At 75.4% G+C, this 21,186-nt stretch carries 20 protein-coding genes and 1 riboswitch; of the genes, 2 read left to right on the plus strand and 18 right to left on the minus strand.

The features are described 5' to 3' along the window. Positions 1-97: 97 nt before the first annotated feature. Both BXA11_RS09385 and tsaA read right to left on the minus strand, forming a co-directional pair. On the minus strand, positions 98-313 hold the full coding sequence (locus tag BXA11_RS09385) for a hypothetical protein (RefSeq protein ID WP_076434160.1): 216 nt from the start codon (positions 311-313) through the stop codon (positions 98-100). Between the two features lie 38 nt (positions 314-351). Next, positions 352-771, minus strand: coding sequence for a tRNA (N6-threonylcarbamoyladenosine(37)-N6)-methyltransferase TrmO (gene tsaA, locus BXA11_RS09390; RefSeq protein WP_030508016.1), 420 nt, complete (start codon positions 769-771; stop codon positions 352-354). A gap of 34 nt (positions 772-805) precedes the next feature. Between tsaA and BXA11_RS09395 the strand changes: the two genes are divergently transcribed. Together BXA11_RS09395 and BXA11_RS09400 are read left to right on the plus strand one after the other, a co-directional pair. Beyond that, positions 806-1,414, plus strand: coding sequence for a YceI family protein (locus tag BXA11_RS09395; RefSeq protein ID WP_239105279.1), 609 nt, complete (start codon positions 806-808; stop codon positions 1,412-1,414). Positions 1,415-1,444: 30 nt separating this feature from the next. Then, on the plus strand, positions 1,445-2,290 hold the full coding sequence (locus BXA11_RS09400) for an NAD-dependent protein deacetylase (RefSeq protein ID WP_239105280.1): 846 nt from the start codon (positions 1,445-1,447) through the stop codon (positions 2,288-2,290). Here BXA11_RS09400 and BXA11_RS09405 read toward each other — a convergent pair. From BXA11_RS09405 to BXA11_RS09480, 16 genes are all read right to left on the minus strand, one after another. Next, positions 2,287-3,156, minus strand: coding sequence for a sirohydrochlorin chelatase (locus tag BXA11_RS09405; RefSeq protein ID WP_030508019.1), 870 nt, complete (start codon positions 3,154-3,156; stop codon positions 2,287-2,289). The genes BXA11_RS09400 and BXA11_RS09405 overlap by 4 nt on opposite strands. Beyond that, the gene (locus tag BXA11_RS09410; protein ID WP_076434162.1) at positions 3,153-3,758 is read right to left on the minus strand and encodes a precorrin-8X methylmutase; all 606 of its coding nucleotides are present in this window, start codon (positions 3,756-3,758) and stop codon (positions 3,153-3,155) included. The genes BXA11_RS09405 and BXA11_RS09410 overlap by 4 nt, the downstream gene beginning before the upstream one ends. Further along, positions 3,755-4,795, minus strand: a complete 1,041-nt coding sequence (locus BXA11_RS09415; RefSeq protein WP_030508021.1) for a HoxN/HupN/NixA family nickel/cobalt transporter — start codon at positions 4,793-4,795, stop codon at positions 3,755-3,757. The genes BXA11_RS09410 and BXA11_RS09415 overlap by 4 nt, the downstream gene beginning before the upstream one ends. Further along, complete coding sequence (locus BXA11_RS09420) at positions 4,792-4,986, minus strand: 4Fe-4S binding protein (RefSeq protein WP_076434163.1); 195 nt, start codon at positions 4,984-4,986, stop codon at positions 4,792-4,794. Before BXA11_RS09420 ends, BXA11_RS09415 begins: the two co-directional genes overlap by 4 nt. After that, positions 4,965-6,656, minus strand: a complete 1,692-nt coding sequence (gene cobJ / locus BXA11_RS09425; protein WP_239105281.1) for a precorrin-3B C(17)-methyltransferase — start codon at positions 6,654-6,656, stop codon at positions 4,965-4,967. Before cobJ ends, BXA11_RS09420 begins: the two co-directional genes overlap by 22 nt. 14 nt (positions 6,657-6,670) lie before the next feature. Further along, positions 6,671-7,846, minus strand: a complete 1,176-nt coding sequence (cbiE, locus tag BXA11_RS09430) for a precorrin-6y C5,15-methyltransferase (decarboxylating) subunit CbiE (RefSeq protein ID WP_083744088.1) — start codon at positions 7,844-7,846, stop codon at positions 6,671-6,673. Further along, entirely contained in the window at positions 7,840-9,057 is a 1,218-nt protein-coding gene (locus tag BXA11_RS09435) for a cobalt-precorrin-5B (C(1))-methyltransferase (RefSeq protein WP_083744089.1), read from the minus strand. The genes cbiE and BXA11_RS09435 overlap by 7 nt, the downstream gene beginning before the upstream one ends. Further along, the gene (gene cobM / locus BXA11_RS09440) at positions 9,054-9,866 is read right to left on the minus strand and encodes a precorrin-4 C(11)-methyltransferase (protein ID WP_083744090.1); all 813 of its coding nucleotides are present in this window, start codon (positions 9,864-9,866) and stop codon (positions 9,054-9,056) included. Before cobM ends, BXA11_RS09435 begins: the two co-directional genes overlap by 4 nt. After that, the gene (cobI, locus tag BXA11_RS09445; protein ID WP_076434165.1) at positions 9,863-10,597 is read right to left on the minus strand and encodes a precorrin-2 C(20)-methyltransferase; all 735 of its coding nucleotides are present in this window, start codon (positions 10,595-10,597) and stop codon (positions 9,863-9,865) included. Before cobI ends, cobM begins: the two co-directional genes overlap by 4 nt. After that, positions 10,594-11,937, minus strand: a complete 1,344-nt coding sequence (locus BXA11_RS09450) for a cobyrinic acid a,c-diamide synthase CobB (protein WP_076434166.1) — start codon at positions 11,935-11,937, stop codon at positions 10,594-10,596. Before BXA11_RS09450 ends, cobI begins: the two co-directional genes overlap by 4 nt. 7 nt (positions 11,938-11,944) lie before the next feature. Then, positions 11,945-12,559 (minus strand): cob(I)yrinic acid a,c-diamide adenosyltransferase, encoded by a 615-nt coding sequence (gene cobO / locus BXA11_RS09455; RefSeq protein WP_076434167.1) that lies wholly within the window; start codon positions 12,557-12,559, stop codon positions 11,945-11,947. Next, on the minus strand, positions 12,560-14,515 hold the full coding sequence (locus BXA11_RS09460; protein ID WP_083744091.1) for a putative cobaltochelatase: 1,956 nt from the start codon (positions 14,513-14,515) through the stop codon (positions 12,560-12,562). Further along, on the minus strand, positions 14,512-18,060 hold the full coding sequence (gene cobN, locus BXA11_RS09465; RefSeq protein ID WP_204054034.1) for a cobaltochelatase subunit CobN: 3,549 nt from the start codon (positions 18,058-18,060) through the stop codon (positions 14,512-14,514). The genes BXA11_RS09460 and cobN overlap by 4 nt, the downstream gene beginning before the upstream one ends. Next, positions 18,057-19,562, minus strand: coding sequence for a cobyric acid synthase (locus BXA11_RS09470; protein WP_076434168.1), 1,506 nt, complete (start codon positions 19,560-19,562; stop codon positions 18,057-18,059). Before BXA11_RS09470 ends, cobN begins: the two co-directional genes overlap by 4 nt. Before the next feature lie 111 nt (positions 19,563-19,673). Next, positions 19,674-19,797, minus strand: a riboswitch (cobalamin riboswitch). A gap of 82 nt (positions 19,798-19,879) precedes the next feature. After that, entirely contained in the window at positions 19,880-20,179 is a 300-nt protein-coding gene (locus BXA11_RS09475; RefSeq protein ID WP_076434169.1) for a hypothetical protein, read from the minus strand. Further along, a complete protein-coding gene (locus BXA11_RS09480) occupies positions 20,140-21,084 on the minus strand; it encodes a serine/threonine-protein kinase (protein ID WP_076434170.1) in 945 nt (314 codons plus the stop codon). Before BXA11_RS09480 ends, BXA11_RS09475 begins: the two co-directional genes overlap by 40 nt. Positions 21,085-21,186: the final 102 nt, after the last annotated feature.

Raw genomic sequence — 21,186 nt, forward strand, 5'->3', positions numbered from 1 at the left:
GCCGTCTTCGATGGCTTGCGGTGATTTCCGGACCCCCTCCGCCTCCTCCACCGGCCTGACCGGAAAGATCAGGCCGGTTCGGCCCTCTCGTGGGTGGCTACGAGTTGTGGATGCGGATCGTCATCCGGGGACAGTTGTCCAGACGGCCGTAGTAGCTGTTGGTCAGGCCGGAGATCCGCCAGCGGTCGGTGGCACCCGTGCCGCGGCCGACGACGTGGCCGGTGGTGGCGTCGACGACCTTCCAGCGGATCTCGCTCGCGTCGCACAGCGGTCCCAGGTGAGCGAAGAGGAGACGGTGGCGACGTCCCCTCAAGGAGTTGAATCTACAATGTAAAGGGGCCTGGACGATTGTCACCGCTCGGCAGCGTCGAGCACAGGCTTGACGTCGATCACAGGAGTGCCGTCGATGGCCTCCAGGGGGTGCACACGCAGTCCCCGTGCCGGGTCGGCCTCCAGGACCGTGACCCGGTGCAGGCCGATCGGGTTGGGGCGGTCCGGGGAGCGGGTGGCGAACACGCCGGTCAACGGGTTGCTCGTCTCCCCGCGTGGGTGGATGCGCAGGGTCTCGCGGTCGGCCTGGTGGAACCAGGTGAGGACGAGCACCTCGTCGCCCGCCGTCACCCCGTCGAGCGCCTCCGCGACGGCCGGGTCGACCTCCAGCCAGGCGTCCGGCGCGCCCTCGCGCCCCTGCCGCGGCGCCTCGCCGCGATCGGTCAGCACGGACCGCACGACTCCGACGGGCCGCACGCTGAATGTCCCGGGCTCACTCATGATCCCTCTCCTTTCGGGTGATTGGATCACCACGATGTCATCCGGCACCGACATCTCCGGTCCGTTCCGCGGGAATGCCCACGGAATGGACGTCGAGGCGGGCACGTACGCGTTGGGGCCGAGGTCCGGCCGGCTCCTGGTCCTCACCGGCCGCGCCGGGCTGGGCGCCAAGGCCGGGCACGATCTGACGATGGAGGTCACGCGGTGGCGAGGCGAGGCGGTCGTGACGCCGGGCGACCCGGCGGGCTGCCGGGTGACGGTGGAGGCCGAGGTGGCCTCGATGCGGGTCAGGGAGGGCACGGGCGGGGTCAAGCCGCTCACCGACTCCGACCGGGTCGAGATCGAGAAGAACATGCGCAACAAGGTCCTCAAGGCGGACCAGCACCCACTGGTCACGTTCCGCTCGACCCGGGTCGGGGGCGATCCCGAGGCGTTCCACGTCGAGGGGGACCTGACGATCGCAGGCGTCACCCGGCCCGTCACGGTCGACGGCGCGCTCGCGGGCGGCCGGGCGCGCGGACGGGCGACCGTCGTGCAGTCCGCGTGGGGCATCCGCCCCTACACCGCGTTCTTCGGGGCGCTCAAGCTGCGCGACGAGGTCGAGGTCATCTTCGACGTACGGCTGGGGGAGGGGCGGGGCTGACGACTACGGCGTGTCGGGCACCATGGATGCGTGACTGTGGTGCGCGACGCGGGGATTGCCGAGCGGTGGGGGATGCTCACCGATCTCGTGGCCGACGGCGAGGTGGTGGTCCTCAGCGGGGCCGGCCTTTCGACCGAATCCGGGATCCCGGACTACCGGGGGGAGACCGGGCGCAGGCGCAGAGCCGAGCCGATGACCTACCAGACCTTCGTGAGCAGCGCCCCCGCCCGCAGGCGCTACTGGGCGCGCAGCCATCTGGGGTGGCGTCACATCGTGGACGCCGCGCCCAATGACGGGCACCTCGCGGTCGCCGAGCTGCAGCGCCGCGGCCTGGTCGCGGGGATCATCACCCAGAACGTGGACGGCCTGCACCAGGCGGCGGGCGCGCACGGGGTCGTGGAACTGCACGGCAGCCTGCATCGGGTGCGCTGCCTGGACTGCGGCCACCGCACCTCGCGGCGCGTGCTCGACCACAGGCTGCGCGCGGCCAACCCGGGGTGGCAGGCCAGCTCGGAGATGATCAACCCGGACGGCGACGCCGTCCTGGCCGTGGACGAGATCGAGACGTTCCGCATGGTGGACTGCGAGGGCTGCGGCGGCGTGCTCAAGCCCGACGTGGTGTTCTTCGGCGAGAACGTGCCGCCGTCACGGGTCGAGGAGTGCTACGCGCTGACCGAGCGGGCCGGTCTGCTGCTGGTGCTGGGGTCCTCGCTGACCGTCATGTCCGGATACCGATTCGTCCGGCGCGCCGCGGTCTGCTCCATCCCCGTCGCGATCATCAACCAGGGGCCGACCCGGGGCGACGGCGAGGCGCTGATGACCTTCGACGCCCCGCTCGGCGCGACCCTCACCACCCTCCTGCGCGGCATCTCCTAGACGTGCGCGTGCGCCGGGTCGTCCGGGTGGTGGTGCGGGTGCTGGGCGGCGCCCACCCGATGCTCGTGACCCGGCAGCGGCACCCGGTAGAGACAGGTGTCGCAGTTCATCCGGATGTCGCCGCGCAGCGCCTCGTGGTAGCGCTCCAGCACCAGGCCGGCCAGGGCGGGCGCGGGTCCGATGACGCCGGCGAAGCGCACCTCGACTTCCGGACGCGCCGCGGCCCACTCACGTGCCTGCGCCACCGTGCGGTCCGGCAGCACGCCGCTGAACAGGAAGTACGGCAGGACGACGATCCGGCGGGCGCCGAGCAGCCGGGCCCGTTCGAGCGCGGCCGGCACGCCGGGGCCGGCGAGGCTGATGAACGCGGGCTCGACGCCGGCCAGGCCGCGTCCCTCCCACAGCAGCCGGGCCACCTTGACGTGCTCGGCGTTCGCGTCCGGGTCGGAGGAGCCGCGGCCGACGAGCACGACGGTCGTCTCCGGGCGCTCGGACGGGTCGAGCACGGCGTCCAGCCGCTCGTCGAGCAACTGGAGCAGGGTGGGGTGCGGTCCGAGCGGCCTGCCGTACGCGTAGCCGAGGCCGGGGTGGCGGAGCGCCTCCCGCTGCAGCGCCGCGGGCACGTCGCCCTTGGCGTGCCCGGCCGCGACCAGCACGAGCGGGACCACGCCGAGTCTCGTGTGCCCGGCGCCGGTCAGTGTCGCGACCGCCTCGCGCAGGGGCGGGCGGGACAGTTCGATGAACCCCCCGGCGACCGGGACGGGGGAGCGGGCGGCCACCTCCTCGACCAGAAGGTGGAAGTCGCGGACTCCGGCCGCGTCCCGCGTGCCGTGGCCGACGAGGAGCAGCGCCGGCGAGCCGGTCATAGTGAACCCTCCAGGTTGTTCGGGGCTTGGTTGTCACGGGCGTAGAGCAGCGCGTTGACGGCGGCGGCGGCGACCGCCGAGCCGCCCTTCTCGCCGCGGTTGCTGACCGCGGGCAGTGCCGACGCGCGCAGGGCGGCCTTGCTCTCGGCGGCGCCGACGAACCCGACCGGCAGGCCGACGACGAGCACGGGACGGACACCGAGCCGGAGGATCTCCTCCAGCGCGGTGGGGGCGTTGCCCACGACCCACACCGCCCCCGGGCCGACCTCGTCGTACGCCAGGCGGACGGCGGCGGCACTGCGGGTCAGGCCGTCGTGCGCGACGGCCCGGCGGACGTGGCAGACGGGGGTGACGGCGGTGATGCCCGCCGCGACCATCTCGACGTCGGTGACGACGGGGGCCCCGGCGCGCAGGGCGTCCGCGGCCCGCCGCAGGTCCTCCTCCGCCGAGACCACCAGGTCGGTCAGGTAGTCGAGGTCGGCGCTGGCGTGGATCACCCGCTCGGTCACGGCCCGGGTCAGCGGCGGCAGCCCGGAGGTGTCGGCCCGGGAGCGCAGGATCTCGTACGACCGCGCCTCGATGGGGTGGACGGCCCTTCTCACTCCGCGTACCTCCTGCCGAGCCCGGACAGCCGCCACACGAGGGCGGCGCCCGCCCAGACGACGGCGAACGCGGCGACGATGGCGTAGCCGAGCACCTCGAAGTGCTCGGCGAGCGACCCGTACGCCTCGAACGGCCCGCCGAGGAGCCCGGCGAGGTAGACGCTCGCGATGAAGGCGGCCACGACGACGGTCATCCCGGTCGTCGCCGCGTTGTAGTAGAGCCGCCGGGCTGGGCTGCGGTGCGCCCAGGAGTAGGCGCGCGACATCAGCAGGCTGTCGGCGGTGTCGCAGGCGGTCATCCCGGCAGCGAACAGCAGGGGCAGCGTCAGCACCGCGAGGGCGGGCAGCCCGCCCTGCGCCGCCGTCCCGGCCGACAGCGCGAGCAGCGTGACCTCGCTGGCGGTCTCCAGGCCGAGCCCGAACAGGACGCCCACCGGGTACATGTGCCACGAGGACCGGATCAGCCCGCGCGCGCGGCGGCCGAGCATCCGGTTGAGCAGGCCGCGGTTGAGCAGCAGCACCTCCAGCTCGTCCCGGTCGAGCGTGCCGCGCGCCATCCGCCGCCACAGGCCGATCACCCCGGCCAGGACGAGGGCGTTGAGTACGGCGACGAGCAGCAGGAACGACATGGCGACCACCTGGGACACCACGCCGCCGACGTGCCGGAACTCCTCGACGCTCTCTCCGGTCGCCGCCGCTCCTGCGGCGGCGGCGACGACCATGGCGAGCACCAGGACGACGGTCGAGTGGCCGAGGGCGAAGAAGAAGCCGACGCCGACGGGGCGGCGGCCCCGCTGCATCATCAGCCGGGTCGTGTCGTCGATGGCGGCGATGTGGTCGGCGTCGAAGGCGTGGCGGATGCCGAGGCTGTAGGCGAGCGTCCCGGCGCCCGCGAACGCCCCGGCCCCGGCCAGGCCGTTCGCGTAGTACAGGTAGAGCGCCCAGCCCGCGATGTGCAGGGCGGCGACGACGGCGACGATGCCGCCGATCCTGGCCCGTTCGCGGGGCGTCCAGGCTCCGTGCGTTTCGACACTCACGCCCGCACCTCCAGTACGGCGTCGACGGGGCATACCTCGGCGCACTCGCCGCAGCGCGTGCACCTCTGATCGAGTACGACGAGCGCGCCGCTGGGCCGGTCACTGGGCCGGATGGCGTGCTCGGGACAGGTGAGCAGGCAGGCGCCGCACCCGGCGCAGGACTCTGTGACTAGGTAGGCGAGGGCTGCCACGCGTACCCCCTCGGTGTCACGAAGCGGCCCGCCACGACCCGGCTGGACGTGGCGCCGACGATCACCAGGCTGCGCATGGTCACGGCGGACACGTCGAGCCCGGCGAGCGTGGTCAGCGCGACGCTCTCCCCGGGCCGGCTCGCGTCGGTCACCACGCCGACCGGGGTGCCGGGCCCGCGCCGCTCGGCGAGGATCTCCAGCGCCCGGGGAAGCTGCCAGTCGCGGCCGCGCGAGCGGGGGTTGTAGAAGGCCACCACCAGGTCGGCGTCGGCCGCCGCCCGCACCCGCCGCTCGATCGCCTCCCACGGCGTGTGCAGGTCGGACAGGCTGATCGCGCAGTGGTCGTGGCCGAGCGGCGCGCCGAGCAGCGCGCCGGCGGCGAGCATGGCCGTCACCCCCGGCACGCCGACGACGTCGAAGGTGTCGTCCGCGAGGTCGAGGGCGGGCGCGGCCATCGCGTAGACGCCCGCGTCGCCGCTGCCGACGAGCGCGACGGCGTGTCCCTCGCTCGCGAGCCGTACGGCGGTGCGGGCGCGTTCCTCCTCCGCCCCGAGGCCCGACTCGATGACGTGCGTGCCGGGGCGCAGCAGGTCGCGGATCTGGTCGACGTACTGGTCGAGGCCGACCAGGTAGCCGCAGCGGCGCACCTCGGCGACGGCGCGCGGGGTCATCAGGTCGCGGGCGCCGGGGCCGAGGCCGACGATCGCCAGCCTGCCGCGGGGCCGCAGCCGGGCGACGGCCGCGGTCGCCATCGCCGACCTGCGCTTGGGCACCAGAAGCTCACCGCCGTCGGCGAGCGCGGCGGCCTCGGCCACGCTGGGGGTGCCGACGGCCCGGCGGACGACCTCGCTGGGGTGCGGCACCTCGACATCGGCGAGCCGTTCCGCGGGGTGGGTGACGAGCGGCACGCCGAGCGCGCGGGCGGCCGCCACGATCCCGGCCTCGTCGGCCTTCACGTCGGCGGTGGCGAGGCGAGCGATCGAGCGGGGCGACAGCCCGGCCTCCGCCAGCGTGTCGTGGATGAGCGCGAGGACCTCCTCGGCGGCGACGCCCCGGCTCGCGCCGACGCCGACGACGAGGCTCGGCGGCCGGACGACGACGGCCGGGCGCGGCGGGTCCACGATCCTGTCGGTGACGACCACGCAGGGCGGGCGCGGCGAGTCCGACGCGGTGACGGGCAGCGGCGGCAGCGGCCAGGTGACGTCCGCGGTGAGCGTGACCTCCTCGCCGCCGAGCACACCGTCGGGCGCACCGTCGAGCACACTGTCGAGCATGGCGCGGGTCACGGCGGCGACGTCGCCCTCGACCGGCAGGCCGAGCGCGTCGAGCGCGCCCGTCCCGGTGGCGTCGGTCGCGGTGGTGACGACCGGCGTCGCGCCGAGCACGTCGGCGACCTCGTGGGCGAGCCGGTTGGCGCCGCCGCCGTGGCCGCCGGTCAGGGCCACCGCGAAGCGGCCCGCCTCGTCCACGCAGACCACCCCGGGGTCGTCGTGCTTGTCGCGCAGCAGCGGCGCGAGCAGCCGTACGGCCGCGCCGACCGCGAGGAAGCACACGATGCGGTCGCACTCGCGCCAGGCCCGCGCCAGGTCCGCCACCGGATACGACCGGGTCTCGGGCCAGGCCCGCTCCAGCAGCGCGGCGGCGGTCCGGCCCGCCTTCGTCGCGGTCACCAAGCCGATCACTGTCAACGATGCCCCCATACGAGAAAGACCGGATTGGCCGCGGCCAGCCGCGTGGCGCCGCCGGGCAGATCGGCGAACCTGCTCGCCGCGAGCGACGCGCCGCCCACGTCATAGGCCGCGGCGCGCAGCGCGTCGCGTGCGGCGGGCACCCGGTCGACGGCGGCGAGCGCGGCGACCACGGTGCGTGCGCCGAGACGGGCGACGTGGCTCACCACGTCCGCGCCGCCCCCGCCGACGAACACGGCGTCGGGGGCGGGCAGCCCGGTCAGGCAGCCGGGGGCCTCGCCGTGCACGACCCGCACCTCGGCGCCGTACGCCGCGGCGTTGCGGCGCGTGCGGTGGCACTGGCCGGGGTCGCGGTCGACCGCGACGACGGCGGCGCCGAACCGGGCCGCCTCGACCGCCACGGAGCCGCTGCCGCAGCCGAGGTCCCAGACCAGGTCGCCCAGGCCGGGACCGAGGTGCGCGAGGGCAAGCGCCCGCACCTCCGCCTTGGTGATCATGCCGTCGCGGTGCTCGAAGTACTCTTCCGGCAGCGCCCACCGCTCGGGAGCCGGGCGCGGCGGCGCCGCCCAGCCGCGCGGAGACGGGCGATCGGCGAGGGACAGCACCACGTTGGGGTCGGCCCACTCCCGCCCGGCGGCCTCCTCGGGCGTGCACGTGGTCACCCGCCGCGAGGCGGTGCCGAGGCGTTCCGCGACCAGAAGCCGGCGTGGCCAGCCGCGCAGCGCCGCGCCGATCTCGGCGGGCCCCGCGCCGGGGGCGGTGAGCACGGCGACCTTCGCCAGCGCCCTGCAGGCGTTGACGGCCCGGCGGGGGTCGCGCCCGTGCGCGCTCACCACGACGGCGTCGTCCCAGTTCAGCCCGGCCAGGCCGAAGGCCGCCGCGACCGAGGAGACGGCCGGCGCGACCTCGACGTCCAGCCCGTGCTCGCGCAGCAGGCGGACGAGGCCGAAGAACCCGGGGTCGCCGGAGGCGAGCACGACGGCCGGGCCGTCGTGGGACGTGAGGGCCCGCACGCCCGCCGTCACCTGGCCCAGCACCACCCGCTCGGCCTGCCGGGGGACGGGGAGCGCGACGAGGTGGCGGGCGGCGCCCACGACCAGCGTCGCCTCGGCCAGCCGCTCGGCCGCCCAGGGGGCGAGCGGCCGCCCGTCGACGCCGATGACCGTCACCACCAGCGTCCCTCCCCGCTGGAGGCGACCGGAGCGTGGCCGTCGGGATCCACCATGATCACCGACGCGGTGAGCGTGCCGTCGCAGAACCGCTCCAGCACGTCCTTGACCCGTGCGCACAGCACGCGCCCGGCGGGTTCGAGCAGCCCGGCGGCCTCCCACAGCTCGTACGCGTGCCGGGCGGTGTTGGCCTCGGCGACCCGCCCGATGAGGGCCTCGTCGCCGCCGGCCTCCCGGGTCACCCGGGCCAGCAGATCCTTGTCGATCTTCGACCGGGTGTAGTGGGTCATGAGCACGCCGGCCGCGAGCTTGGTCAGCTTGCCGGCCATGCCGACGAAGAGCACGTCGGTCAGCCCCGCGTCGGCGGCCCGGCGCAGCGCGGCCCCGGTGAAGTCGCCGACCTCGACGAAGCACACGGCGGGCAGCTCGGGCCGCAGCCGCATGGCGGCCCGGTCGGTGCGCCCGCCCGTGGACAGCACGAGCGTGCGCTCGCCCTGCGCCGCCATCACGTCGATGGCCTGGACGACCGAGGAACGCCACGACTCGGTGGAGAACGGCCGCACGATCCCGGTCGTGCCGAGGATCGAGATGCCGCCGAGGATGCCGAGCCTGGCGTTGGTGGTCTTGCGGGCCATCCGCTCGCCCTCGGGCACGCTGATGATCACGCGGACGCCGCGCCGTCCCAGGTCCACGACCTCGCCGACGGCCTGGGTGATCTGCGCGCGGGGGACCGGGTTGATGGCCGGGCCGCCGACCTCCAGGCCGAGGCCCGGCCGGGTGACCACACCGACGCCGACGCCGCCGTCGAGTTCGATGCCGGCCTCGGGCCGCCAGGACACGGTCGCGGTCAGATGCGCGCCGTGCGTCACGTCGGGGTCGTCCCCCGCGTCCTTGACGACGACGGCCGTGGCCTTCGCGTCCGCCACGTCGTAGGAGTCGACCGGCAGCGTCACCCGGCCACCGCCCGGCAGCGGCGTGTCCACCGTGGACGGGGTGTCGCCGTGCGCGAGCGCGATGCTGGCGGCCTTGGCGGCGGCGGCGCCGCAGGTGCCCGTCGTCCATCCGGTGCGCAACGCCCGCTTGCGCACCCGCATCGTGCGCGGCAGGTCCGGCTCGCGCAGTTCGGGACCGCCCAGTTCGGGACCGCCCAGTTCGGGACCGCCCAGTTCGGGACCGCCCAGTTCGGGACCGCGCGGTTCGGAGGCCTCGCTCATCGCGCGCCGCGCATTTCGCGCCTGGCCGCCGGGTCGGAACGGCGGTGGCCGTGGAAATGGCCGGGGTGGTAGAGGTGCGAGCGCGTGCCGTGGGCCTCCAGCGCGGGCCCGACCAGCACCAGCGTGTGCTTCCACAGCCGATGGGCGCGCACGGTCGCCGCCAGCTCGTCCAGGCGGCAACGCAGCACCAGCTCGTCCTCCCAGGTGACCCGGTAGCCGACCACGCAGGGCGTCCCGGGCGGGTAGCCGCCCGCCAGCAGCTCCTCCTGCAACCGGCCGGCACGGGCCGCCGACAGGAACAGCGCCATCGTCGTGCCGTGCGCGGCGAACTCGCGCACGGTCTCGCCCTCGGGCATCGGCGTCTTGCCGCCCTCCAGCCGGGTGAGCACGACCGACTGCGCGACCTCCGGCACGGTCAGCTCCCGCCCTACGGCGGCGGCGACGGCGGTGAAGCTGGAGACCCCCGGCACGACCTCGGTCTCCAGCCCGAGCGCGGCGCACCGGTCGAGCTGTTCCTGGACCGCCCCCCACAGGGCGGGGTCGCCGGAGTGCACGCGGGCCACGCGCAGCCCGTCGCGGGCCGCCTCCTCATACAAGGCGACGACCTCCTCCAGGGGCACGGCGGCGGAGTCGACCACCCGGGCGCCGTCGCGGGCGTGGGCGAGCACGCCGGGATGCACCAGGCTGGAGGCCCAGATCACGATGTCGGCCTCCGCGATGGCCGCCGCGCCGCGCAGCGTGAGCAGGTCGGGCGCGCCCGGCCCCGCCCCCACGAAGGTCACCGTGCCGCTCACCGCCGGCCCGCTCACAGCCTGCCTCCCCGGCCCGTACGCTCCCGGGTCACCAGCAGCGCGGACAGGTAGGGCCCGGCCTCGGCCGGGTCGAGCCCGGCGGCGGGCCGCACGTCCTCCTGCGGCAGTCCGAGCGACGCCCCGTACACCGCGCCGGCCAGGCGGCCGGAATCGCGGACGGCGGCCAGCACCTGGGGCAGCATGCGTCCTCCCTTGTAGGCGACGACGGTGTCGTGGACGTCGAGCGCCCCACGCAGGGCGTCCAGCCCCGCCGTCAGCGGCATCAGCGCGAGCGACTCGCGTCCCTCGACGAGAACGGTCCCGCTGCTCGCGGCGAGCGCCTGCATGGCGGTGACGCCGGGGACCGTGCGGACCTCCACCTCCGGCACGAGCCCGCGCACGGTCTCGGCCAGGTAGGTGAAGGTGCTGTAGACGTTGGGGTCGCCGATCGTCGCGAACGCGACCGTGCTCGCGCCCGCGTCGTACGCGGCGGCGACGGCCGCGCCCGCCGCGTCCCAGGCCGTGGCGCGCCGGGGGCCGCTGCCCGGAGGGTCGTTCAGGGCGAACTCCAGGCGGGTCACCTCGCGGCCGGTGTGGGCCCGGACGATGCGCTCGGCGCGGCCTTCCTCGCCGGTGTCGGCGACCGGCACCACGACCACGTCGGACTCACGCAGCACGCGCACGGCCTTCACGGTGACCAGGTCGGGGTCTCCCGGGCCGACGCCCACCCCGAACAGCACGGGACTCATGCGGCGTCCTCCGAAACAGCGGCCTCCACGAGATCACGGGCCAGGCGCGGCGCGCCCGCCCAGTGCGGGTGGAGGTAGGAGGCGTGCACACCGCCGTGCACGAACCCCTCCCGCTCCGGCAGCACGTACGCCGGGGACTCGCCGGCGGGCGGGAAACAGGCGGTGCGGTGGAACTCATGAGCGCGCACGACGGTGCCGTCGGGCCGCACGGCCTCGCGGTAGCCGAGCGTCAGCTTTCCGGTCATCCGCGCCTCCACCGGCAGCACGCCGCACATCGGCGCGCCGTCGAGCGAGGCGGCCAGGTAGAGCAGGCCCGCGCACTCGGCCGCGATCGGCAGGCCGCGGGCGGCGTGATGGGCCACCTGTTCCCGCAGCGGCGCGTTGGCGGCCAGGTCGGCGGCGTGGACCTCGGGGAACCCGCCGCCGATCACCAGTCCCCGCGTGCCGGGCGGCAGCGCCTCGTCGCGCAGCGGGTCGACATGGGCCACCTCGGCCCCGGCGGCGGTCAGCAGCTCGGCCGTCTCGGCGTAGGAGAACGTGAACGCCGCGCCGGCGGCGACCGCGACCACGGGCCGGCCGGAAACCGGGGTTCCCACCGCGTCGGCGGCCGACCAGGGCGTGGCCGCGAGCGGGGGCGCGGCCGAGGCCAGGCGCAGCACGAGATCGAGGTCGCAGTGCCGTTCGACCAGGGCGCCGAGGGCGGCGACGGCCCGCCGCGCCTGCGCGTCGCGCTCGGCGGCGGGCACCAGGCCGAGGTGCCGCGACGGCACGTGGACGGCCGCGTCGCGCGGCAGGGCCCCCGCCACCGGAATGCCCAGAGGCCGCAGCGCCTCGCGGAGGATCTCCTCGTGGCGGGCCGAGCCCACCCGGTTGAGCACCACCCCGGCGACACGTACGGACCGGTCGAAGGTGGCGAAGCCGTGCACGAGGGCCGCGACGGACGCCGACTGGGACGACGCGTCCACCACGAGCAGCACGGGCGCGCCGAGCAGGCGGGCGACGTGCGCGGTGGATGCCTCGGACGTGGGACCACGCCCGTGGTTGAAGCGACCGTCGAACAGGCCCATGACGCCCTCGACCACGGCGATGTCCGCGCCGCGCGCGCCGTGCGCGAACAGCGGGGCGATCAGGTCCTCCCCGGTGAGGAAAGCGTCGAGGTTGCGGCCGGGGCGGCCGGTGGCGAGCGCGTGGTAGCCGGGGTCGATGTAGTCGGGGCCCGCCTTGTGCGGCGAAACGGCGAGGCCGCGCGCGGTCAGCGCCGCCATCAGCCCGGTGGCCACGGTGGTCTTGCCCGCGCCCGAGGCGGGGGCGGCGACCACGAGCCGGGGGATCGTCACCATTCGAGCGTCACCATTCGATGCCCCTCTGGCCCTTCTGTCCCGCGTCCATCGGGTGCTTGACCTTGGTCATCTCCACGACGAGGTCGGCGGTCTCGACCAGGCGGGGATCGGCGTCCCTGCCGGTGATCACCACGTGCTGGCGGCCGGGCCGGGCGCGCAGGGTCTCGACGACGTCGTCCACGTCGACCCAGCCCCACTTCATCGGATAGGTGAACTCGTCCAGCACGTACAGGCCGTAGGTCTCGGCCGCGAGGTCGCGCCTGATCTGCGCCCAGCCCTCGCGGGCGTCGGCGGCGTGGTCGGCCTCGGTGCCGGGCCGCTGGATCCACGACCAGCCCTCGCCCATCTTGTGCCAGGTCACCGGGCCGCCCTCGCCGGTCTGCTCGTGCAGCCGGCCGAGGGCGCGCAGCGCGGCCTCCTCGCCGACCCGCCACTTGGCGCTCTTGACGAACTGGAACACCCCGACGGGCCAGCCCTGGTTCCAGGCGCGCAGCGCCAGGCCGAAGGCGGCCGTCGACTTCCCCTTCATCTCCCCGGTGTGCACGATGACCAGCGGGCGGTTGCGCCGCTCGCGCGTGGTCAGCCCGTCGTCCGGCACGCCGGCCGGTCTGCCCTGCGGCATCTACGCCACCTTCCTGACGTCACGCACCACCGCGGCCAGGTGATCGGCCGCCAGCTCTTCCAACCGGATCGCCGTCCCGCCGAGCGCGGCGGCGAGCCGCCCGGCCAGGCCGAGCCGTACGGGGCCGTGCTCGCAGTCGACGACGACGCTCGCGACCCCGGCGAGCCGCCGGGCCGTGATCACCGGGTCTGGACCGTTGGTGTGCCGCCCGTCGGTGACGACCACGAGCAGCGGGCGGCGGCGGGGGTCGCGCAGCCGCTCGGCGGCCAGCACCCGTTCCGCCCGGCGCAGCCCGGCGGCCAGCGGGGTGCGCCCGCCGGTGGCGAGCCGGGCCAGCCGGCCGGAGGCCAGCTCGACGCTGGAGGTCGGCGGCAGCGCGACCGTCGCCTCCTCGCCCCGGAAGGTCACCAGCCCGACCTTGTCGCGGCGCTGGTAGGCGTCCAGCAGCAGGGACAGCACGGCGCCCTTCACCGCGCGCATCCGCGTCCGCGCCGCCATCGACCCGCTCGCGTCCACGCAGAACAGCACGAGGTTCGACTCGCGTCCCTCCCGCAGGGCCTCACGCAGGTCCTCGCGGCGCAGCACCAGTCCGGAGCCGGTGCGGCCGCGGCCGCGCTGGTGCGGCGCGGCGGCGGCCAGCGTCGCCGGCAGGTCGAGCCGGCGCAGCCGCCCGTCCGGGGTGCGGGCGCCGGCGGCGCGCCCGGACTCGCCCGTCGTGCGGCCACGCCGGCCGGCGGGCCCGCCTCGGCCCACCGTCTCCGGCGCGAGGAGCCGGGTCCGATAGGGCGCTCCCGGAGACTCGGGCCTCCGGCCGCCCGTCCCGCCGCCCTCGCCGGGCGGCGCGTCCGCGGGCTCTCCATCCGGGGCGCCCCCACCGCCCGGGCCGTCGTCGTCGGGCCCGTCGTCGGGCGCGTCGTCGCCGGAGTCGTCGTCCGGGGAGAGCGCCTCGGAGAGAGCCTGTTCCAGCCGCTCCTCGTCGAGCCCCTGGCCCGGGTCGTCGAACGGGTCGCGGCGGCGCCGGTGGGGGAGCGCCAGGCGGGCGGCCGTCCGGACGTCGCCGGGGGTGACCTCGTCCCTGCCCTCCCAGGCGGCCAGGGCGACGGCCGCACGCGCCATCACGAGGTCGGCGCGCATCCCCTCGACGTCGAAGGCCGCGCACACCGCCGTGATCCCCCGCAGCGCGTCGTCGGGCAGGGTCACGGCGGGCAACCGCTCGCGGGCCGCCGCGATCCGCTGGGCGAGGTCGCGCTCGCCGGCGGCGTACGCGCCGGTGTATCCGGCCGGGTCGGCGTCGAAGGCGAGGCGGCGGCGCACCACCTCGGCCCGCTCGGCCGGGTCGCGGGACGCGCGCACCTCGACGGCCAGGCCGAAACGGTCGAGCAGCTGCGGGCGCAGCTCGCCCTCCTCCGGGTTCATCGTGCCGACCAGCAGGAAGCGGGCCGCGTGGCGGACGGACACGCCCTCGCGCTCCACATGGGCCACGCCCATCGCCGCCGCGTCGAGCAGCAGGTCCACCAGGTGGTCGTGGAGCAGGTTGACCTCGTCCACGTACAGCACGCCCCGGTGGGCCGCCGCCAGCAGGCCCGGCTCGAACGCCTTGACGCCCTCGGTCAGCGCCCGCTCCAGGTCGAGCGACCCGGCCACGCGGTCCTCCGACGCACCCACCGGCAGTTCCACCAGCCGTGCCGGGCGCGTCTGCGGCGACAGGCCGCTCTCGTGCGGGCCGTCGGGACACGACGGGTCGGGGGCGGCGGGGTCGCAGGAGAACCGGCAGCCCGCCACCACCGCCACCTCCGGCAGCAGCGCCGCGAGCGACCGCACCACGGTCGACTTCGCCGTGCCCTTCTCGCCCCGCACGAGCACGCCGCCGATCGCGGGCGACACGGCGTTGAGCAGCAGCGCCAGCTTGAGGTCGTCGTGCCCGACCACCGCGCTGAAGGGGTATCCCACGATCACTTGCCCGCCTCCAGGTCGCCTTCCGTCTCCAGGTAAGCCGCGCGCAGCCCGTCGAGCGTCTCCGGCCGCGGGCGCGCCCACAGCCCCCGGTCGGCCGCCTCCAGCAGCCGTTCGGCGATGCCGCGCAGCGCCCAGGGGTTGGACGCCCGCATGAACTCCCGCACCTCGGGGTCGAAGACGTAGGAGGAGGCAAGCGACTCGTACATCCAGTCGTCGACCACCCCGGCGGTGGCGTCGAACCCGAACAGGTAGTCCACCGTGGCCGCCATCTCGAACGCGCCCTTGTAGCCGTGCCGCCGCATGGCCGCGATCCAGCGCGGGTTGACCACCCGCGACCGGAACACCCGCCGTGTCTCCTCGCCCAGCGTCCGGGTGCGCACCGCGTCGGGAACGTGCGAGTCGCCCACATACGCCGCGGGGGACCTGCCGGTCAGGTGACGGACCATGGCCACCATCCCGCCGTGGTACTGGAAGTAGTCGTCGGAGTCGGCGATGTCGTGCTCGCGGTTGTCCTGGTTCTTGGCCGCCACGTCGATGCGGCGGAACGCCGCCTCCATGTCCGCGCGGGCCTCCCGGCCGTCGAGGCCCCTGCCGTACGCGTAGCCGCCCCACACCGCGTACACCTCGGCGAGGTCGGCGTCGTCGCGCCAGTTGCGGGCGTCGATGAGCGGCAGGAGGCCGGCGCCGTACGCGCCGGGTTTGGAGCCGAAGACGCGGCTGGTGGCGCGGCGCTCGTCGCCGTGCCGGGCGAGGTCGGCGTGGACGTGCGCGCGCAGCGGGTTGACCTCGGCGGGCTCGTCCAGCGCGGCGACCGTCCGCACGGCCTCGTCGAGCAGCGCCACGACGTGGGGGAACGCGTCGCGGAAGAATCCGCTGATGCGCACGATCACGTCCACGCGGGGGCGGCCCAGCTCCTCGGCCGGCATGACCGCGAAGCCGGTCACCCGGCGGGAGGCGTCGTCCCACTCCGGGCGCACGCCGAGCAGGGCCATGATCTCGGCGATGTCGTCGCCCTGGGTGCGCATCGCGCTGGTGCCCCAGACCGTGAGCCCGACCGTGCGCGGCCACTCGCCGGTGTCGGCGCGGTAGCGCTCGACCAGCGAGGCCGCGAGGGCCGACCCGGTCTCCCAGGCCAGCCGGGACGGGATGGCCTTGGGATCCACCGAGTAGAAGTTGCGCCCGGTGGGCAGCACGTTGACCAGCCCGCGCGTGGGCGACCCGGACGGCCCGGCGGGCACGTAGCCGCCGTCGAGCGCGTGCAGCACGTGCGCCACCTCGTCCGTCGTCCGGTCGAGCCGGGGCACCACCTCGGTCGCGGCGAAGCGCAGCACCCGGGCGACCTCCGGCACGTCCGTGACCGCTCCGGCCGCCGCGGGGTCCCAGCCGTGGTCCTCCATGGCCTCCACCAGCCGCCGCGCCTCGGCCTCGAACGCGTCCACCTGCGCCCCACCGGCGTCCTCGGGCAGTCCGAGGGCCTCGCGCAGGCCGGGCAGGGCCCCGGCGGCGCCGGCCCAGACCTGGCGGGCGCGCAGCACGGCGAGCACGAGGTTGACCCGGGCCTCCCCGGTGTGGACCTGGCCCAGCACATGCAGGCCGTCACGGATCTGCGCGTCCTTGATCTCGCACAGGTAGCCGTCCACGTGCAGCAGGAAGTCGTCGAACTCCGCGTCCTGCGGCCGCTCGTCCACGTGCAGGTCGTGGTGGAGCTGGGCGGCCTGGACGAGGGTCCAGATCCGCGCGCGTACGGCCGGCAGCTTGGGCGGGTCGAGGGCGGCGACGGTGGCGTGCTCGTCCAGCAGCTGCTCCAGCCGGGCGAGGTCGCCGTAGGAGTCGGCCCTGGCCATCGGCGGGATCAGGTGGTCGACGACGGTCGCGTGGGCCCGCCGCTTGGCCTGGGTGCCCTCGCCGGGGTCGTTGACGATGAAGGGGTAGACCAGCGGCAGCGCGCCGAGCGCGGCGTCGGGCGCGCACGACGCAGACAGCCCCAGCCCCTTGCCCGGCAGCCACTCCAGCGTGCCGTGCTTGCCGAGGTGGACGACCGCGTGCGCGCCGAACTCGCGGGCCAGCCACCAGTACGCCGCGAGGTAGTGGTGGCTGGGCGGCAGGTCGGGGTCGTGGTAGATGGCGACCGGGTTCTCGCCGAACCCCCGGGGCGGCTGGATGGCGAGCATGACGTTGCCGAACCGCAGCGCGGCCAGCACGATGTCGGTTCCGTCCACGTAGAGGGACCCGGGCGGCGGCCCCCAGTGGGCGGTCACCGCCTCGCCCAGCTCGGCGGGCAGCGCGGCGAACCACTCCTGGTAGGCGCGCAGCGGCACGCGGGCGGGGGCGGTCTCGATCTGCTCCTCGGTGAGCCACTCCACGTCGTGGCCGCCGGCCGCGATCAGGGTGTGGATCAGCGCGTCGCCGTCGTCCGGCGCGTCGCCCACGTCGTACCCGGCCGCTCGCAGGGCGCGCAGCAGCACGACGGCGGAGGCCGGGGTGTCGAGCCCGACGGCGTTGCCGACCCGGGCGTGCCGGGTGGGATAGGACGACAGCACGATCGCCAGGCGCTTGTCCGCGTTCGGCACGTGGCGCAGCCGGGCGTGCGCGACCGCGAGCGCGGCCACCCGGGCGCACCGCTCGGTGTCGGCGACGTAGACCGGCACCCCGTCGGGCCCGTCCTCCTTGAACGAGAACGGCACGCCGATCAGGCGCCCGTCGAACTCGGGCACCGCCACCTGCATCGCGGCGTCCAGCGGGGTCAGCCCGGCGTCCGAGCCGGCCCAGACCGACCGGGGCGTGGTCAGGCACAGCGCCTGCAGCACCGGCACGTCGAGATCGGCCAGGGCCCCGGCGTCCCAGGCGTCCTCGTCGCCGCCGGCGCTCGCGGCGGCGGCGACCGCCCCGCCCGCGGCGAGCACGGTGACGACCAGCGCGTCCACCGGCCGCAGCAGTTCGAGCAGGTCGTCGCCGGCCCCGCGCAGCGACCCGCAGAAGACCGGCAGGACGTCGGCGCCCGCCGCCTCGACCGCGTCGCACAGCGCGTCGACGAACGCCGTGTTGCCCGACAGCTCGTGCGCCCGGTAGTAGACCACGCCGACCAGAGGACGGCCCTCCCGGCCCTCCCGGCGCGCCCGGCCGGGCCGCACGCCGCAGGCGGGGGTGGGTCTGGGCGGCGCGAAGCCCTCGCCGGTCAGCAGGAGCGTGTCGGACAGGAAACGGCGCAGCTCCGCCAGGTTGTCCGGGCCGCCCTCGGCCAGATACGCCAGCGTCTGCGCCGCGACCCCCGACGGCACGGTGGACAGGGCCATCAGCGCGGCGTCCGGGGCCTGCTCGCCGCCGAGCACGACGGTGGGCAGCCCGGCCGCCAGCACGGCGTCGAGCCCCTCGGGCCACGAGCGCCTGCCGCCGAGCAGCCGGACGACGACGGCGTCCACGCCCTCCACCAGGGCGGGCACGTCCCCGGCGGCCGTACGCGCGGGGTTGGCGACCCGCCAGCCGGTCCTGCCGCGGGTCGCGGCGAGCAGCTCGGTGTCGGCGGTGGACAGCAACAGCATCGTCATGGACGGTCCTCCCGCAGCGTGATCCCGGCGGTGGGCAGGCCGGCGGGCACGCCGCGCTCGATGAGCCGCCACACGGCCTCGGTGTCGAGGTGCTCTTCCACCAGGTCGCCCAGGGCGTCGAGGCGGGCCTCCCGGTGCGCGGCGAACGTGCCGGTCCCCGGCAGCCAGGCCCTGCCGGTGACGGCGGCCACCTCGGCGAGGAAGGCCCGGCGGAATCCGTCGCGCTCGAACAGGCCGTGCCAGGTCGTGCCCCACACCTGGCCTGCCCGGCAGCCGTCGAGGAACGGCTCGCCCGCGTCGGACGTCACCCGGCCGTGGTGGATCTGGTAGCCCGCGACCTCATGGCCGCGCCACTCGCCCTCCGCGAGCGCGAGCACCTTGTCCGGCGCGTACGCCGTGCGGGCCGGCAGCAGCCCGAGGCCGGGCACCCGGCCCGCCCGGCTCTCCACGTCGTCGTCGATGACCGCGCCGAGCATCTGGTAGCCGCCGCAGATCCCGAGCACGGGGAGGCCGTCGGCGGCGCGGCGGCGCAGCGCCTCGTCCAGGCCCCGCTCGCGCAGCCAGGCGAGGTCGCCGACGGTTGCGCGGGTGCCGGGCAGCACGACGAGGTCGGCGTCGGCGAGCTCGGCGGGGGTGGTGACCAGGCGGACGCTCACCCCCGGCTCGGCGGCGAGCGCGTCGGCGTCGGTGACGTTGGACATGCGCGGCAGCCGCACCAGCGCCACGCGCAGCACGTCACGTCCCACCGGCGGGGTGAGCAGGCCCGGACGGCTGTCGAGGTCGAGGGAGTCCTCCACGTCGAGCCACAGGCCGGAGCGCCACGGCAGCACGCCGAGGCACGGGCGGCCGGTGGTCTCCGTGAGCCAGTCGAGCCCCGGCCGCAGCAGCGCGAGATCCCCGCGGAACTTGTTGACCACGAAGGCGGCGATGTGCCGCTGGTCGTGCCGGTCGAGCACGGCGAGGGTGCCGGCGAAATGCGCGAGCACGCCACCCCTGTCGATGTCGCCGACGACGAGCGCGGGCAGGCCGGCGGCGCGGGCCAGGCCCATGTTGGCGATGTCGCGGTCGCGCAGGTTGACCTCGGCCGGGCTGCCCGCGCCCTCGCAGATCACCACGTCGTAGCGACGGCGCAGGCCGTCCAGCGCGTCGAGGGCGACGTCGAGCAGGCGCATCTTGTGGTCGCGGTAGGACATGGCGTCCACGTCGGCGTGCGCGCGGCCGAGCACGACCACGTGGGAGTGCCGCTCGCCTGCGGGTTTGATCAGCACCGGGTTCATCGCGGCCTCGGGCTCGACCCGGGCCGCCGCGGCCTGCATCGCCTGGGCCCGCCCGATCTCACCGCCGTCCGCGGTGACCGTCGAGTTGAGCGCCATGTTCTGCGCCTTGAACGGCGCGACCCGTACGCCGCGCCGGGCCAGCCACCGGCACAGGCCGGCCACCAGCACGCTCTTTCCCGCGTCGGAGGTCGTGCCCGCCACGAGCAGGCCGCCGCCGGGCGCCACGTCAGGTGGTGGAGCGCGAAACCGGCAGTGAGGCGCGTCTGCGCAGGCCTGTCCGGGCCATGGCATGTCCCCCCTGGGGGTCCGCGCCCCCGGTAGAAGGTCCGACGGCCGGAGTATCCTGGCTCCCGGATCAGCGCTCCCCTCAGCCTTCCCGCCCGTGCTGGGCAGTGGCGTGGGTGAGGGTCGCTCCCCGGTGACAGTGGCGGGACCGCGCCGGATTCACACCGGCTTCCTCCGCGTCCATCGCTTGCGGTGGTCAACTTACACCTTCGTGCCGTATGTCCCGCAAGTACGGTCTGTCTGATATATCGGAAACGCTACGTTCGCCGCAGCGTGGCGATCATGGAGAACGGCTCGTTCTTCGTCACCGCGTTCTCGCCGTGTCCGTTGTAGTCGAAGGTCATCGTCCCGTTGTCGTGGACGGTGAGGTAGATCGTGCCGTTGCGCACGCAGTTGCCGCGCATCGACACCCGCGTCAGCCGCACCGTCGTCCCGCTGACGACCTGGAGCTTGGACCTGCCCTCGCACCGGTAGTCGACGAACCGCTCGGTGACGGTGTCGCCGCCCTTCGGCACGGTCAGCACGAGCGTGTCGTACGCGCCGGGCTCGTAGTCCACCCTGCCGCGCCACACGCCCGCGAAGCGTGCGGTGAAGCGCAGGGGCGCGCGCGACGTGGCCGCCGGTGCGGGGGTCGGCGCCCCGGCGAGCAGCCCCCGGCGGCCCCCTCCGGCACCGCGGCGAGCAGCCGCATTGTGATGTCGAGGATGCCCGGGCGCTCCGCGGGGTCCTTGCGCAGGGCCAGCGCCACGACGGAGCGCAGCGGCTCTTCCAGGTCGCCCAGGTCGGGCTCCTTGGTGAGGACGCGGTTCAGCACGGCCGGCAGCGCGTCGTCGCCGAACGGCGGCCTGCCGGTGGCGGCGAACACCATCACGCAGCCCCACGCGAACACGTCCCAGGCGGGAGTGGGCGGCTCGCCGGCGATCTGCTCGGGCGCCATGTAGGCGGGCGTGCCGACGATGCCGCCGCTCGCCGTGGTGGCGCCGAGACCGCGGGCGACCCCGAAGTCGACGACCCTCGGACCGTCGGGCCCGAGCAGCACGTTGGCGGGCTTGAAGTCGCGGTGCACGATCCCGGCCCGGTGCACGGCGGCGAGTGCGGTCGCGGTCGCGACGGCCAGCCGGTGCAGGGCGGGCCCGGACCGCCGCCCCGCCTGCCGCAGCGTGGGGCCCTCCACGTACTCGCTCACGATGTAGGGCCGGGGGCCGTCCAGGTCGAAGTCGAGGACCCGGGCCACGCAGAACGGCGCGACCCGCCGCGCGGCGTCGATCTCCCGCGCGAAGCGGCGGCGGGCGCTCTCGTCTCCCGACCAGCCCTCATGGAGCAGCTTGACCGCCACCGGGGCGCCCTCGGCCGTGCGGCCGAGGTAGACCACCCCCTGGCCGCCCGCGCCCAGGCGGCCCTCCAGCCGGCAGCCGCCGATCTCGGCCGGATCTCCCGTGAGCAGCGGCCACACCGCAGGCATGCAGCCCTCCTCGGCCCGTCTTGCCCTCACCCTAGACGAATGCCACGCTGGTGCTTCTCGATCACCCTTGCCATGATGCCGGGATGAACGTGGCGAGACTCA

Source organism: Microbispora rosea (assembly GCF_900156315.1).
Taxonomy (GTDB): domain Bacteria; phylum Actinomycetota; class Actinomycetes; order Streptosporangiales; family Streptosporangiaceae; genus Microbispora; species Microbispora rosea.